The sequence below is a fragment of the [Muricauda] lutisoli (nom. illeg.) genome (assembly GCF_017313105.1).
GTDB lineage: Bacteria > Bacteroidota > Bacteroidia > Flavobacteriales > Flavobacteriaceae > Flagellimonas > Flagellimonas lutisoli.
Genome location: NZ_JAFLND010000001.1, coordinates 510,920 through 525,542 on the forward strand (window position 1 = coordinate 510,920; position 14,623 = coordinate 525,542).

Consider the following 14,623-nt stretch of genomic DNA (forward strand, 5'->3'; position numbering starts at 1 on the left):
ATCATGAAAAAAATATTGATCGCCAATCGCGGCGAAATTGCGGTCAGGGTAATGAAGACCGTAAAAAAAATGGGTATTGACACCGTTGCCGTTTTTTCTGAAGCGGACAGGAATGCTCCCCATGTTCAATTTGCCGATGAAGCGGTATGTATCGGTGAGGCACCCTCGAACAAATCATATTTGCGAGGCGAAAAAATCATTGAAGTGGCCAAAAAGCTCAACGTTGATGGGATTCATCCTGGTTATGGGTTTTTAAGTGAAAATGCGGACTTTGCCGAAGCTGTTGAGAAAAGCGGTATTACCTTTATCGGTCCAAAATCCAAAGCCATTCGAATTATGGGAAGCAAGTTGGCGGCCAAGGAAACCGTTAAGGCATACGATATTCCCATGGTGCCGGGTATAGATGAGGCCATTACCGATGTGGCCAAGGCGCACGAAATTGCCAATGAGGTAGGGTATCCGGTATTGATCAAAGCCTCCGCAGGAGGTGGGGGCAAGGGAATGCGGATCGTGGAAAAGAAAGAAGACCTGGAATCCGGGATGAAACGAGCCATTAGCGAGGCAACATCTGCTTTTGGAGATGGTTCCGTTTTTGTGGAAAAATATGTGAAATCCCCAAGACACATCGAGGTTCAGGTAATGGCCGATACACACGGCAATGTGTTGCATTTCTTTGAAAGGGAATGTAGTGTGCAGCGGCGTCACCAAAAGGTAGTGGAAGAAGCGCCTTCTGCAATTTTAACGCCCGAATTGCGCGAGAAAATGGGTGTGGCAGCCTGTAAAGTGGCCAAATCTTGTGACTATATCGGCGCTGGTACGGTTGAATTTTTAATGGATGCTGACCATAATTTCTACTTTTTGGAAATGAATACCCGCCTTCAAGTGGAGCATCCTGTTACCGAATTGATCACGGGAGTGGATTTGGTGGAATTACAGATAAAAGTAGCTAGAGGTGAGGCACTTCCCATGAAACAAGAGGACCTTGCCATAAACGGTCATGCGGTGGAGCTTCGGGTTTATGCAGAAGACCCTTTGAACGATTTTTTGCCCAGTGTGGGTAATTTGGAAACGTATCAATTACCAGTTGGCGATGGTATTCGGGTAGATAATGGTTTTAAGGAAGGAATGGATATTCCCATTTATTACGACCCCATGCTTTCCAAGCTGATTACCTATGGTAAAACCCGTGAAGAGGCCATCGAGTTGATGCTTGATGCTATTCAGGAGTATAAAGTGAAAGGAGTGCACACCACTCTGCCTTTTGGAACTTTTGTGTTTGCCCATGAAGCCTTCCGGTCAGGGAATTTTGACACCCACTTTGTGAAGAATTATTATTCTCCAGAGAAAATTAAAGAACAAACGGCCAAGGAAGCAGAAATCGCTGCCATGATTGCCCTGTACCAATTTCTGGAAGACAAAAAAATAACAAGATTACCTTCAAATTGAATCCTATGGATCCCAAAATAAAAGCATTACAGGAAAAAATAGCGGAAGCCCATTTGGGTGGAGGCAAAAAACGTATTGAAAAACAGCATCAAAAGAAAAAATTAACGGCTCGTGAAAGAGTACTTTACTTTTTGGATGAAGGTTCTTTTGAGGAAATGGGGATTTTGGTAACCCACCGTACCACGGATTTCGGTATGGACAAAGAGATGTATTACGGCGATGGAGTGGTTACCGGTTATGGAACAGTGCATGGGAGGTTGGTGTACGTATATGCCCAGGATTTTACGGTTTTCGGGGGAGCACTATCCGAAACCCATGCTGAGAAAATCTGTAAGGTAATGGATTTGGCCATGAAAGTGGGGGCGCCCGTAATCGGACTCAACGATTCTGGTGGAGCTCGTATCCAGGAAGGGGTGAAATCCTTGGGCGGATATGCTGATATTTTTTACCGTAACGTGCAAGCTTCGGGAGTAATACCTCAAATTTCAGCCATTATGGGACCTTGTGCTGGCGGTGCGGTGTATTCGCCAGCCATGACGGACTTCATTATTATGGTAGAGGAAACCAGTTATATGTTCGTTACCGGACCCAATGTGGTCAAGACGGTAACCAATGAGTCCGTGACTTCGGAAGAGTTGGGCGGGGCGAGTACCCATGCCGTTAAATCGGGGGTGGCACATAGAACATCGACCAACGATGCCGCATGTTTGAACGATATTCGGAATTTGTTGGATTATTTGCCCCAAAACAATAAGGAAACCACGCCATTATTGCCCTATGAACTAGGCGACGAAACCAGGGAGGAACTATCTGGAATAGTTCCTGACAACCCCAACAAACCTTATGATATGCACGATGTGATTAATGGCATTATTGATGGGGACTCGTTCTATGAAATCCATAAGGATTATGCGGAAAACATTATTACAGGTTTTGCACGATTGGGCGGAAGAAGCATTGGAGTTATTGCCAATCAGCCTATGTTCTTGGCAGGGGTATTGGATGTGAATAGTTCCGCCAAAGCAGCCCGTTTTACCCGTTTTTGTGATTCTTTCAACATTCCCTTATTGGTATTGGTGGATGTTCCAGGCTTCTTGCCCGGTACGGACCAGGAATGGAGCGGAATTATTATGCACGGGGCCAAATTACTCTATGCCTTGAGTGAAGCAACGGTACCAAGGGTCACCGTAATTACCCGAAAAGCATATGGCGGAGCTTATGATGTAATGAACTCCAAGCACATTGGAGCCGACTTTAACTTTGCATGGCCAAGTGCCGAAATCGCTGTAATGGGGGCAAAAGGTGCCAGTGAGATTATTTTTAGACGTGAAATTGCCGCTGCTGATGACCCAGAAGCCAAATTAAAGGAGAAGGAAGCCGAGTATGCGGATAAGTTTGCCAACCCATACCGAGCAGCCAAACGTGGTTTTATTGATGAGGTGATTCTGCCGAAAGACACACGGAGCAAATTATTGAAGACTTTTGCCATGCTGGAGAAAAAAGAGGTGCAGACCCCATGGAAAAAGCACGGGAATATTCCGTTGTAGGCCAAGAGGGAATGATTAAAGTTAAAAGGTAAAGGGTGAAAGCGTAAAGGTTTCACACAGATACATTGGTCTTTATGAAGACCTGGCACCAAACACAGTGAGGTATTTTAAAATGGGTCTCGACTCCGCTCGACCTGACACTTTACTACAACATCACTGTCTTGCCCGTTTTTACGGATTCATCCGCGGCCAGTACTATTTTAAGACTATTTACGGCATCATTTAAATGATGGGTAAGGTCTCGGTCGTTCACTATGGCATCCAACAGATATTCCTGTTCCAATAAACAAAGCCCGTCGTGGTCTGGTTCGTCGGCCGTACTTATAATTTCATCTTTTTTGGTAAAATGCCCATCCGGATCAAGTTCGCTGTGGTGCAACTTTAGACTTCCTGTCTTGGAATGCCCCTCAATGTCATCTGATGCTCCCTTGTCCTCGTCGCTTATGGAAACACATCCTTTTGGTCCAATAACATCTTTAATGAAAAATGCGGTCTCACTCATCATAGGTCCCCAACCTGCTTCGTACCAGCCTACGGAACCATCTTCAAACTTGACCTGTAATTGTCCGTAATTGTACATATCGGAATCTATCTCGTCCGATAAATGAGCGCCAATGGCAGAAACACTGATGGGTTTGGAACGTGTCATGGAACACATCACATCCACATAATGTACCCCGCAATCTACAATAGGGGACATGGATTGCATCAATTGTTTGTGGGTGTACCAGTGGTCCCCGGAACTTTGTTGGTTCAAGTTCATCCGCATTACCAAAGGTTTGCCCAAGGTTTGGGCCATCTCGGTAAATTTGGCCCAAGTGGGGTGTACCCTCAAAATATAACCCACAACCATTTTTTTGTCTTGTTTCTGTGATAGGTCCACTAAATCTTGAGCTTCCTGTACGGTAAGTGCCAAAGGCTTTTCCACAAAAACATGGCAATTGGCTTTCAAAGCCATTTTTACGTAATTGAAATGGGTGTCTGGATAGGTATTTATGGAAACTACATCGGGTTGTGTGGTTTCCAGTGCTTGGGCATAATCCCCGAAGGTGGGTGCTCCATCCAATTCTTTGGAGAGCCGCTCACGACTTTTTTCTCCTCGACTCACCAATCCTACGATTTCAAATCCGTCCAATTGGTGATAGGCCCTTGCATGCGAAGTACCCATATTTCCACAACCAACTACCAATACTTTTAAGCTTCCCATTGTTTATTCTGTTTGACATTAAAGATAGGATTATCTTGAATTTTAACCTGATCGGAACGGTGATTTGTTTACGAAATCAGGATGTATATCCCGCATAATCATAAACTACAACGTTGGATGTGTTGTCTTAACATTAAACCTTTCTTAAAAGCTTTACCGATCCAATGGGTATACCTAATTTTGCTGGATGCAAAAACAAAATCAAAAACCCAACTTTGAATTTGTGGCCATGATGGCCGCGTTGATGTCCATTGTGGCATTGGCCATTGATGCCATTCTACCAGCAATTTCCAATATCGGAATGGCGATCAACAGCACTGACCCTACGGACAATCAGTTATTGGTTACCATGATTTTCTTGGGACTAGGCGTAGGGCAGTTGTTCTTTGGCCCTATATCGGACAGTTTTGGGAGAAAACCTGTGGTTTATTTCGGTTTCATCATCTTTTTGATGGCGAGTGTTATCTGTTTGTATGCCCCATCCTTGGAAATTATGGTTGTTGGACGAATTTTACAGGGAATAGGACTTTCTGCACCTCGAACCATTTCCATATCCATAATTCGAGATACCTATGAAGGGGATTATATGGCTAAAATAATGTCGTTTGTAGTGGCGTTCTTTATTCTAGTGCCGGTTGTGGCTCCTGCGATAGGAAAATTAATTTTGGATGCTGCCGGGTGGAGGGCCATCTTTTATGTTCAAATGGTTTTTGTTCTTGCCGTTGCAATTTGGTTTTGGAAGCGACAAAAGGAAACCCTGCATCCAGAATATAAGATTCCGTTTACCAGACATGTATTTATCGATGGGTTAAAGGAATTTGTAAAATATAGGGAGACGGTTGCCTTTACCTTGACCTCTGGTTTGGTCACCGGAGCGTTTTTAGTGTATTTGAGTTCGGCCCAGCATATTTTTGAAGACCAATATGCACTTAAAGAAATGTTCCCCTATATATTTGCCGGGCTCGCCATTTCCATTGGGCTTTCCACTTTTTTGAACGGAACCTTGGTCATGCGTTTTGGAATGCGACGCCTTTCTTTAATGGCTACGATTGTATTTTGTGTTGTTGCCATTACATACTCCATCTTGTTTCTGAATTCTCCTAACCCTAGTATTTACGTGTTGGTCGGATTCTTATCCATTCAGTTTTTCTGTCTTGGTTTTATGTGGGGGAATTTCCGTTCGATCGCAATGGAACCTATAGGGCATATTGCGGGAATCGGAGCGGCAATCAATGGTTTTGTGTCTACTTTGCTATCCATACCCATAGCTACTTTTATAGGAGAGTTTGTTAAGGATACGGTTTGGCCACTTTTTGCAGGTTTGGCCATTTGTGGTCTTTGCGCGCTTGCTATTTTCCTATTGGCAAACAAACCAAAAAGAAAACGAATTGTTACGACTTAAACCTCTTGTGGAAAAAACACTTCACCACTACAGGAATCCTTTATAGCGCCAGTAACCGATTTTAGGACATTGGTTTTTCCCTCTAGGCGAAGAACCCCCATTAAAGCAAAAACCAGCGCTTCTTTATAGGCAATCAATGTTTTATCAGGGACAATAACCTCGAAAGCTGAACCTAATTTATCTTGAAGCGTATCCATAAAAAACTTGTTCAGGGCACCACCACCAGTGGCAAGCAGGTTACTTTTGGAGTTGCCTTTGTTTTTATGTTTTTGTGCTGCTATTGCAATTTGCTCGCAATTATGGTGAATAAAAGTGTGCAACAAATCCTCATTGGAGATTTTAGAAGCCTCAATTAATGGGACAATTTTGGAAGTGAACCATTCGTAACCTGTGGATTTAGGGTAAGGTAACCGATAGTATTCCAAATTGTTGAGTTGTTGGAGTAGCGTGGCGTCCAATTTTCCGGATCGGGCGAGCCTTCCGTCTTCATCATAAGCTAGACCCATTTTATGCGTAATGTAGTTCAATGGCATATTTGCCAATCCAATATCATAGGCAATTCGTTCACCATCTTTTTCAAAAGAAATATTACTGATTCCCCCTAAATTCAGACAAAAATCATATTCATGGAACAACAATTTATCTCCAATTGGAACCAAAGGGGCGCCTTGTCCCTTAAGGGATACATCTTTGCTCCTAAAGTCGCAGATTACCTGTTTGCCCGAGGTGTTTGCCAAAAACTGACCATCGCCCAATTGAAATGTAACGCCATCCTTGGGTCTATGGTGCGAAGTATGCCCATGACTGGCAATAAAATCAACCTCTTCGCCAAGCTCATCAATAAATAATCTGCACTGTTGCCCCAACCAAATCCCATAATCTTTGTGCAATTGTGCATGGTCTTCTTCAGAAAGATGAATCGCATTTTTGAGATATTCCCTCATGTTGTCCGCATAGTCAATTTCTGCGGTTTCGTGGATAGAGAAATTCCATTTTCCATCTTTTTCCCAAATATGGCAATAGGCGATATCCAGTCCATCCAAAGAGGTTCCGGACATTAGCCCCAAAACTTTGTAAGTGCTCATACCTAATAATTTTTGAGACTTTTAAAAATAACGAATTATAGTTTCATGGTTGAAAGGTTTTTAGTTGAATCGGAAGTTTCCCCTGTGCTTTGATTTTGCCGGAGAAGTGCTCAAAGGCGACTTCTTGAAATTCTACAAAATCTTGATAAACCAATACCACATTGGATGATTCCTTTAATTGTAAGATGTCCAAAACGTAAGGGTTTCCGAAAAGATAAATGAGCGTGTTTTTATCTTTGATCAATCTATGAATAGAACCCAATGTGCTCTTATCAATTCCAAATTGGTTTTTTGGTTTTATGGCAGGAGGAATTAGGCTCAGTACAATATTTTGATTGCTGGAGGTTAATGCAGTGTCCAAATCCATCATTTTCACCCCTAACTGAGATGAAATTTGTTCCGAAAAGCTATTTGTTTTGCCCAAGCTCGGCGAAACATTGAAAAAGTCGGAAGATTTTATTTTCGCTACGATTGATGCATCTCCATACAATTCCGTGATGCTTTGCTCTGCAATTTCACGGTTAAGTTTGCTGTGAGCATTGGGCTCAGGTTGATTCAACTGCTTTTTGACGGAAAAAACCTTTTGTTTCAAAGCCCAAACCCTTTCAAAACTCTCTTGAATCCGTTCCTTGGATGAATGGGTCAAAATTTTATCGATACCTTCTTTTACATGTTCGCTAAAACAGAGCACATCCATTCCAGCATTAAAAGCAGCTTGCTCCAAATCACCTTTTTTGGGGAATTTCTTCGAAACCGCATGCATGTTAAGGGCATCCGAGATAACAATCCCGTTAAAACCCAACTCTTTTCTGAGTAGGCCTGAAATAATTTTGGCAGAGGTAGTGGACGGATTGTCTTCATCTAGCTGGGGTAGGAGCAAATGACCTACCATAACGGAGTCAACTCCAGATTCAATCAATTTTTTAAAAGGATAAAGCTCATTTTCCATAAGCTCCTCTTTAGATTTATCGATAATGGGCAATCCCAAATGAGAATCCGTTGTTGTATCGCCATGACCTGGAAAATGCTTTATGGAATTCAGGGTGCCACTGTTCGTCATCCCTTTTAAGAATGCTGTGGCTTTTCCAAATACGCGCTCCCTATCATCGCCAAAGGAGCGATAACCTATTACCGGATTTTCCGGATTGTTGTTGATGTCCACTACTGGTGCCAGATTCCATTGTATCCCCGATCGCCTGCAATCGTTACCGATAGCATTGCCCACTTGATGAATAAGGTTGCCCCCGTTGGTTAAAGCTCCCAGTGTTATGGCATAAGGGTACTGTGCCGTGTTTTCAATGCGCATGGCAAGTCCCCATTCTGCGTCAATTGCCACCAACAAGGGTACACTTGCTGCTTTTTGGTACCGTTCAATAAGTTCGAGTAGACGATCATAGCTTTTTTCGTTGTGTACTATCTTTTTCTTTCCTTCAAAGTTGGTCGCCGCACTCGCCCTACTATGAAAGAAACAGATGGAGCCAACATGACATTCTTTTATGAGTTTCTCCATTTGCTGAATCTCTTCTTCGGTGTCATTAATGAAAACAGCGGGCATAAAAAATTGACCTACTTTTTGCTTTAAGTCCAATGCTTCTTCAGGAAGGGTATATGGGGTGTCGCTATCAATCATTTGATTCTACTGTTTTTTTACCATAGTCCGCCGGGTATTTTAAGTAGCGAAGCACTAAAAATGCGGGCAAGGCCGCTATTACCACCCAAATAAAGAAACCGTCGTATCCAAGCCATTCCTGAATATAACCGCTCAGCATACCGGGCAGCATCATGCCCAAGGCCATAAATCCTGTTGCAATGGCATAATGTGATGTTTTGGAAGCTCCTTCGGCCACATAGATGAGGTACATCATAAATGCGGCAAAGCCGAACCCATAACCAAATTGTTCAATCACTACTGTACCTACCACAGCATAAATACTCGTGGTTTGGGTAATGGCCAACAAAGCGTAAAGGGCATTGGGCAGATTTAGCGATAGCAGCATGGGCAGCATCCATTTTTTAAGGCCGTCCCTGGAAATCAAGATACCGCCCAATATTCCTCCAAGGGATAACATGATTACTCCAACCGTACCATAAATAGTGCCTACAGCTTCAGTGGAATAGGCCAAACCGCCCACCTCTAGCGTGTCCAGAAGAAAAGGAGAGGCCAGTTTTACCAATTGTGATTCTCCCAACCTGTAAGTAAGTATAAAAAGTAAGGCGACCCCAATCTGATGTTTTTTAAAGAAAGTGGCAAATACTTCAAAAAATCCTGCTGGTTTTTCAGCTGATTTTGAGTTTGATTCCTCAAACTTTGGTGCGGTGAAAAAGTTGGAAATGGTTAGGGCAATCATTAAAACTGCTGCGCTTATCATGGTTATGGACCATGCCTTTGTGTTGTCTCCATATTGATTTTCCAAAAAACCGGCAAAAATCACCAAAAGCCCTTGCCCTGTTACCATCGCCAGTCGATAAAAGGTGCTGCGAAGGCCGATGAAGAAGGATTGCTTTTTCTGGGTAAGGCCTATCATATAATAACCATCCGAGGCAATATCGTTAGTGGCAGAAGCAAAAGCCGCCATCCAAAAGAAGGCCAGCGTGATGATGAAGAACGAATTGGACGGCAAAAAGAGTCCGATGCCCAAAAAGGCCACAGAAATCAAAAGTTGCATGCTCAGAAACCATTTTCTCTTGGTGCCTTTTAAATCAACAATAGGGCTCCACAAAGGTTTTATCACCCACGGTAGATAAAGCCAGCTAGTATATAGTCCTATTTCTGCGTTACCAATGCCCAATCGTTTGTACATGATTACGGAAACCGTTACCACCAAAATGTATGGAATGCCTTGGGTGAAGTACAAAAAAGGAATCCATAGCCAAGCGTTTTTATCTTTTGGAGCTACGTTCATTTGGGTTGGTTTAAAAGGTTTGTATAAATACTTTTTCCCTTTTTGAGGTATGCGTGGATTCTAAAAGGTGATACATAGAAAAAGCGGGAGTCATGTTAAAATAGATTCATTTAAGCGAAAAAAAGGCCTACTTATGCACTAAATGTAGGCCTTTTTGCTAGATTAAATTAAACAACTAACAACTTAAAATGAAATATTTTGCTATTCGAAATGGTATCTTACAAAGCCTTCCATTGCCTCGTATTCCGCCATTCCAAGCTGATTGTATCTGTTTGCGGTATCCTTATTTCTTTGTTCGGCACGTTGCCAGAATTCCCTTTTATCGTTTCCTGGGAACATTGCACTGTCCTTTTGGGACTGGTGTTTAAATATGGCATTGATTTTTCTAGCCATATCCTTTGGTCCGATCGGTACGGCCATTTCCATATCTGCAATATCCCATTCTTGCCATGCTCCTCGGTACAGCCATACGTAACAATTTCGAATCCAATCGGAACCTTCATCAAGTAAGCGCTGAATTGCCTTAAAGATTACATCCAAGCAAACCCTGTGGGTTCCATGTGGGTCTGAAAGGTCTCCCGCAGCAAAAATTTGATGGGGTTTTAGTTTGTTTAGAAGGTCATATGTTATTTGTACGTCTTCCTCGGAAAGCGGTTTTTTTCTCACAGCCCCGGTTTCGTAGAACGGAAGGTTCTGAAAATGGGCGTTTTCTTCTGGAACTCCACAGTATCTGCAGGCGGCCAAGGCTTCACCTTTCCGGATGAGACCTTTGAAATTCTGCACTTCTGGGCTGTCCAATTCTCCCGGTTTTTTACTGGCCAGGAACTTGCGCACTTCCTTAAATTTCTTTTGAAGCTCTTTATTGTCTTTTTGGACATCTGTTGCAAAATCGAGGAAACGTATTACTTCATCATCAAATACAGCAATGTTTCCTGAGGTTTGGTATGCCACATGAACATTATGTCCTTGATCGACCAATCGGAGCAATGTACCTCCCATGGAAATCACATCATCATCGGGGTGCGGGCTAAAAATCAAAGATGTTTTTGGGTGAGGTTGGGCTCTTTCAGGTCTTTGGCTATCATCCGCATTTGGTTTGCCCCCTGGCCATCCGGTAATGGTTCGTTGCAGTTGATTGAAAACGGATAGGTTGATTTGCTCTGCGGAACCCACTTCGGCGATGAGACTGCCCATGCCGTGTTCGTTATAATCTTCGTTTGTGAGTTTTAGTATCGCCTTATCCAGTTTTTCTGACAACCAAATTGAGGCAGTCTTAATGAGTTTTTCATCCCAATCGCATTCGGTGACCAACCATGGGGTTTTAACTCTTGTCAGGAATGAAGACGCAGCTCCGTCAAGTACAAAATCACAATTGTTATGGTGTTGCAAAAAAGTTGCTGGTACCGATTCCTTTATCTTACCTTCCACGGCTTGTTGTACAATTGGAGCTTTTCCTTCGCCCCAAGCCATAATTATGATTCTTTTTGCCTCCATAATGGTACCGACCCCCATTGTAATGGCTCTTCTCGGAACGTTTTCTTCTCCAAAGAAATCACTGGCTGCATCAAGCCGGGTTACACGGTCCAAACGAACCAAACGGGTTTTACTATGTAGGGATGAACCTGGTTCGTTAAACCCGATATGACCAGTTCTTCCGATTCCAAGAACTTGTATGTCAATACCTCCAACATTTTGAATTTTCTCTTCATAATCCAGACAATACTTTCTGATTTCCTCTTTGGATAGACTTCCATCTGGAATGTGAACGTTGTGAGGGTCAATATCGATATGATCGAACAGATGTTCATTCATAAAGCGAACATAGCTATGGATGGAATCCGGGGACATTGGAAAATATTCATCCAAATTGAAAGTAACTACATTTTTAAAGCTAAGTCCATTCTCTTTATGGAATTGAACCAAGTAGTCATAAACTTTGGTTGGAGTTGACCCTGTGGCCAATCCAAGAACGGCTTTTTGGCCCTGTTCTTGTTTTTGCTTGATAAGACTGGCTATTTCATTTGCCACATACCAAGATGCGTTTTGTGAATCCTCGTAAATATGAGTGTTGATTTTTTCAAATTTCAAGGTTTCCATGTCGAGAGGCTCGTTTTTTAAAGGATTTTCAGCTAAATCTTGCATGTTTTTGTCAGGTTTAACAAATTTTACAAGGCAAATATAATCAAAAAAGCATAAAAATGCAAAATATTGCAATACATTTGCATTAGTTTGCAAGTTTTAAGAAAAGTTGACATTGCATTTATGCCCAACAGTTTTTTCTGCAATTGTTTTCTACTTTTGAACTTGGAAGAAAAAGATGTTAAATGTTAAAAGAAGAAAGACAACATTCCATTTTAAATGAAGTAGAGTTGCATAACAGGGTGCTCTTGACAGACTTGGCGGAAAAGCTTAATGTTTCAATAGATACCGTAAGGAGGGACGTTAAGGAGTTGGACGACGAAAATCTATTGGTCAAAGTACATGGGGGAGCCGTTTCTTTAGGTTTTGCAAACCATAGTCCACAAAGGAACAACAATGTGTATGCCCTGGACAAAAAAATGGCCATTGCCAAGAAAGTCTTGACCCTTTTGAAGAACAACAGTGTCATTTTAATTGATGGAGGTACCACATGCTTGGAACTGGCTAAATTATTGCCTCCAAACATCAAGCTTACTTGTTTTACGCTGAGTTTGCCCGTAGCAATGGAATTGTTGCGTAAACCTAATGTCGAAACCATTTTTATAGGAGGTACGCTATCAAAGGACTCCCAGATAGCCATGGGACCGAGCACAATAAATGCTTTATCAGAGATTAAGGTGGATTACAGTTTTATTGGAACAGGTTATGTGGATACTGAATTTGGATTGACGGAATTTGATTGGGATGTGGTTCAAACAAAAAAAGCCGTTATCAATGCTTCAAAGAAAACGGTACTTTTATGTATTTCGGAGAAGTTGAATTCCCAACATCGTTTTAAAACATGTTCTTTGAATGTAATCAATACTATGGTCACAGAACTGGAACCATGGGACACCAAGCTTGATGCATTTAAAAACTTGAACGTACAAATATTATAAAGTAGTGGCGGAAAAACACATCAAAATTACCGAGGAACCATCCAATTACAATCGTTTGGATGAAATGGATAGTTTGGAGATTGTTTCCAATATCAATAAAGAGGACAAAAAAATTGCAGAGGCTGTGGAGTTGGTCTTGCCCCAAGTGGCCCAAGTGGTGGATGAAACGGCCAAGCGTTTTGAAAATGGGGGGAGGCTCTTTTATATAGGAGCTGGCACGAGCGGAAGATTGGGTATTCTGGACGCCTCCGAAATACCACCCACTTTTGGAATGCCCCATGACAGGGTGATTGGATTGATAGCCGGGGGAGATCAAGCTATTCGAAAGGCCGTTGAGTTTGCCGAAGATGATACAGAACAAGCATGGAAAGATCTTTTGGAATATAACATAAACGATAACGATGTTTTGGTCGGAATTGCTGCCTCGGGTACAACACCCTATGTCTTAGGGGGAATCGCCGATGCAAAGAAGAATGGTGTTTTAACGGTAGGGATTACCAATAACCCCGGTTCTCCTTTGGCACAGTCTGCGGATATTCCAATCGAAGTAAACGTGGGACCGGAGTTTTTAACGGGAAGTACCCGGATGAAAAGCGGGACCAGTCAAAAATTGGTGCTCAACATGATTTCGACAGCATTGATGATTCGCGTGGGCCGTGTAAAGGGAAACAAAATGGTGAACATGCAACTGAGCAATACTAAATTGGTGGACAGAGGAACTCGATACATTATGGAGGAGCTTGGTCTCGGTTACGAGGAGGCTGAAAAAATACTGAAAAAGTACGGCTCCGTTAAAAAGGCTATTGATGCCCTTAAACAATAATTGGTTGACTTATTTTGGAACAAGTCGGTAAATTCCTTTGCCCTCAACACTAATATAAATATAACCATCGGGGGCTTGGCGGACATTTCGCACCCTTCCTATACCATCCAATAATTTCTCACGATAAATAACCTTGTTATCCTTTAGCTCCAAACGCTCCAAATATTGAAAGGCTAGCGAACCGACCAATAAATTGCCTTTCCATTTAGGGTATTTGTCGGAAGTGACAAATGTCATCCCGGATGGTGCGATCGACGGCGTCCATTGGTGAAGAGGTTGTTCCATGCCGGGCCTGGAGGTTTCATCTGTTATTTCGGTGCCGCTATAATTAATTCCGTAGGTTATTATGGGCCAGCCATAATTTTTGCCTTTTTGTATAATGTTGATTTCATCTCCGCCCCTTGGTCCATGCTCGTGCTCCCATAAAACACCGGTTGTTGGATGTAATGTGAGCCCCTGTGGATTTCTATGGCCATAGCTCCATATCGCTTTTTTGGCACCTGGCTCATTAACAAATGGATTGTCGCTCGGGATGCTACCGTCATCATGAAGCCGATATATTTTTCCGCCATCCCTGGAAATGTCTTGAGGGTTTACATCCCTATCGCCTCTTTCACCAATGGAAAAGAACAGGTATCCGTCTCTGTCAAATTCTATTCTTGATCCAAAATGTTGTCCGCGAGTGGAGTTGGGGGTCGCTTTGTAGAGCACTTCCTTGCCCACAAGTTTGTTGCCGGATAATTTGGCTCTCATTATTGCAGTATTACCTCCCTTGCCCTCTCCTTCCTCAGAAGCGAAGGAGAAATATATCAATCCATTTTTAGCGTAATCAGGATGTAACTCAATATCCATTAAACCACCTTGGCCTCTATTGTATATTTTAGGGGTATTTTCTACTTCAATAGTATTTCCGGATTCGTTAAGTAGCAGTCTACCAGACTTTTCGGAGATTAAAATTGCCTTGTTCGGCAAGAAAACCATACCCCAAGCATTCTGAAGGTTGCCAACCACTAATTCCTCAGTAAAATCAATGGTTTCGGGAGTATTTATCTCGTTGTCTGTGTTTTGAGCGCAGGATGTACTGAGCAGTACAACGAAAAAATATGGTAATAAGAGACTTTTTTGCATAATTT

General features: G+C 42.4%; 11 protein-coding genes. 5 read left to right on the forward strand and 6 right to left on the reverse strand.

What is annotated here, in order from left to right; all coding sequences use genetic code 11:
- Positions 1-3: 3 nt before the first annotated feature.
- Together accC and J0X13_RS02505 are read left to right on the forward strand one after the other, a co-directional pair.
- Complete coding sequence (gene accC, locus J0X13_RS02500) at positions 4-1,446, forward strand: acetyl-CoA carboxylase biotin carboxylase subunit (RefSeq protein ID WP_207069894.1); 1,443 nt, start codon at positions 4-6, stop codon at positions 1,444-1,446.
- Positions 1,447-1,451: 5 nt separating this feature from the next.
- The gene (locus J0X13_RS02505) at positions 1,452-2,993 is read left to right on the forward strand and encodes an acyl-CoA carboxylase subunit beta (protein ID WP_207069895.1); all 1,542 of its coding nucleotides are present in this window, start codon (positions 1,452-1,454) and stop codon (positions 2,991-2,993) included.
- 145 nt (positions 2,994-3,138) lie between these two features.
- Here J0X13_RS02505 and J0X13_RS02510 read toward each other — a convergent pair whose 3' ends face one another.
- On the reverse strand, positions 3,139-4,200 hold the full coding sequence (locus J0X13_RS02510; protein ID WP_207069896.1) for a Gfo/Idh/MocA family protein: 1,062 nt from the start codon (positions 4,198-4,200) through the stop codon (positions 3,139-3,141).
- Between the two features lie 187 nt (positions 4,201-4,387).
- Between J0X13_RS02510 and J0X13_RS02515 the strand changes: the two genes are divergently transcribed.
- The gene (locus J0X13_RS02515) at positions 4,388-5,602 is read left to right on the forward strand and encodes a multidrug effflux MFS transporter (protein ID WP_207069897.1); all 1,215 of its coding nucleotides are present in this window, start codon (positions 4,388-4,390) and stop codon (positions 5,600-5,602) included.
- Here the strand turns inward: J0X13_RS02515 and J0X13_RS02520 are convergent.
- From J0X13_RS02520 to nagB, 4 genes are all read right to left on the reverse strand, one after another.
- The gene (locus J0X13_RS02520) at positions 5,599-6,687 is read right to left on the reverse strand and encodes an anhydro-N-acetylmuramic acid kinase (RefSeq protein WP_207069898.1); all 1,089 of its coding nucleotides are present in this window, start codon (positions 6,685-6,687) and stop codon (positions 5,599-5,601) included. The genes J0X13_RS02515 and J0X13_RS02520 overlap by 4 nt on opposite strands.
- A gap of 43 nt (positions 6,688-6,730) precedes the next feature.
- The gene (locus J0X13_RS02525) at positions 6,731-8,317 is read right to left on the reverse strand and encodes a glycoside hydrolase family 3 protein (protein WP_207069899.1); all 1,587 of its coding nucleotides are present in this window, start codon (positions 8,315-8,317) and stop codon (positions 6,731-6,733) included.
- Positions 8,310-9,590 (reverse strand): MFS transporter, encoded by a 1,281-nt coding sequence (locus tag J0X13_RS02530; protein ID WP_207069900.1) that lies wholly within the window; start codon positions 9,588-9,590, stop codon positions 8,310-8,312. Before J0X13_RS02530 ends, J0X13_RS02525 begins: the two co-directional genes overlap by 8 nt.
- A gap of 201 nt (positions 9,591-9,791) precedes the next feature.
- A complete protein-coding gene (gene nagB / locus J0X13_RS02535; RefSeq protein ID WP_207069901.1) occupies positions 9,792-11,732 on the reverse strand; it encodes a glucosamine-6-phosphate deaminase in 1,941 nt (646 codons plus the stop codon).
- A gap of 182 nt (positions 11,733-11,914) precedes the next feature.
- Between nagB and J0X13_RS02540 the strand changes: the two genes are divergently transcribed.
- Entirely contained in the window at positions 11,915-12,667 is a 753-nt protein-coding gene (locus J0X13_RS02540; protein ID WP_207069902.1) for a DeoR/GlpR family DNA-binding transcription regulator, read from the forward strand.
- A 4-nt stretch (positions 12,668-12,671) separates the two neighbouring features.
- A complete protein-coding gene (murQ, locus tag J0X13_RS02545; protein WP_207069903.1) occupies positions 12,672-13,490 on the forward strand; it encodes an N-acetylmuramic acid 6-phosphate etherase in 819 nt (272 codons plus the stop codon).
- Between the two features lie 9 nt (positions 13,491-13,499).
- On the opposite strand, the gene J0X13_RS02550 is transcribed toward murQ, so the two are convergent.
- Positions 13,500-14,618, reverse strand: a complete 1,119-nt coding sequence (locus J0X13_RS02550; RefSeq protein WP_207069904.1) for a PQQ-dependent sugar dehydrogenase — start codon at positions 14,616-14,618, stop codon at positions 13,500-13,502.
- Positions 14,619-14,623: the final 5 nt, after the last annotated feature.

Excerpts from the sequence above, each read along its gene's own strand:
- accC (WP_207069894.1), top strand. The coding sequence starts at position 4 with ATGAAAAAAATATTGATCGCCAATCGCGGCGAAATTGCGGTCAGGGTA.
- J0X13_RS02505 (WP_207069895.1), top strand. The coding sequence starts at position 1,452 with ATGGATCCCAAAATAAAAGCATTACAGGAAAAAATAGCGGAAGCCCAT.
- J0X13_RS02510 (WP_207069896.1), bottom strand. The coding sequence starts at position 4,200 with ATGGGAAGCTTAAAAGTATTGGTAGTTGGTTGTGGAAATATGGGTACT.
- J0X13_RS02515 (WP_207069897.1), top strand. The coding sequence starts at position 4,388 with ATGCAAAAACAAAATCAAAAACCCAACTTTGAATTTGTGGCCATGATG.
- J0X13_RS02520 (WP_207069898.1), bottom strand. The coding sequence starts at position 6,687 with ATGAGCACTTACAAAGTTTTGGGGCTAATGTCCGGAACCTCTTTGGAT.
- J0X13_RS02525 (WP_207069899.1), bottom strand. The coding sequence starts at position 8,317 with ATGATTGATAGCGACACCCCATATACCCTTCCTGAAGAAGCATTGGAC.
- J0X13_RS02530 (WP_207069900.1), bottom strand. The coding sequence starts at position 9,590 with ATGAACGTAGCTCCAAAAGATAAAAACGCTTGGCTATGGATTCCTTTT.
- nagB (WP_207069901.1), bottom strand. The coding sequence starts at position 11,732 with ATGCAAGATTTAGCTGAAAATCCTTTAAAAAACGAGCCTCTCGACATG.
- J0X13_RS02540 (WP_207069902.1), top strand. The coding sequence starts at position 11,915 with ATGTTAAAAGAAGAAAGACAACATTCCATTTTAAATGAAGTAGAGTTG.
- J0X13_RS02550 (WP_207069904.1), bottom strand. The coding sequence starts at position 14,618 with ATGCAAAAAAGTCTCTTATTACCATATTTTTTCGTTGTACTGCTCAGT.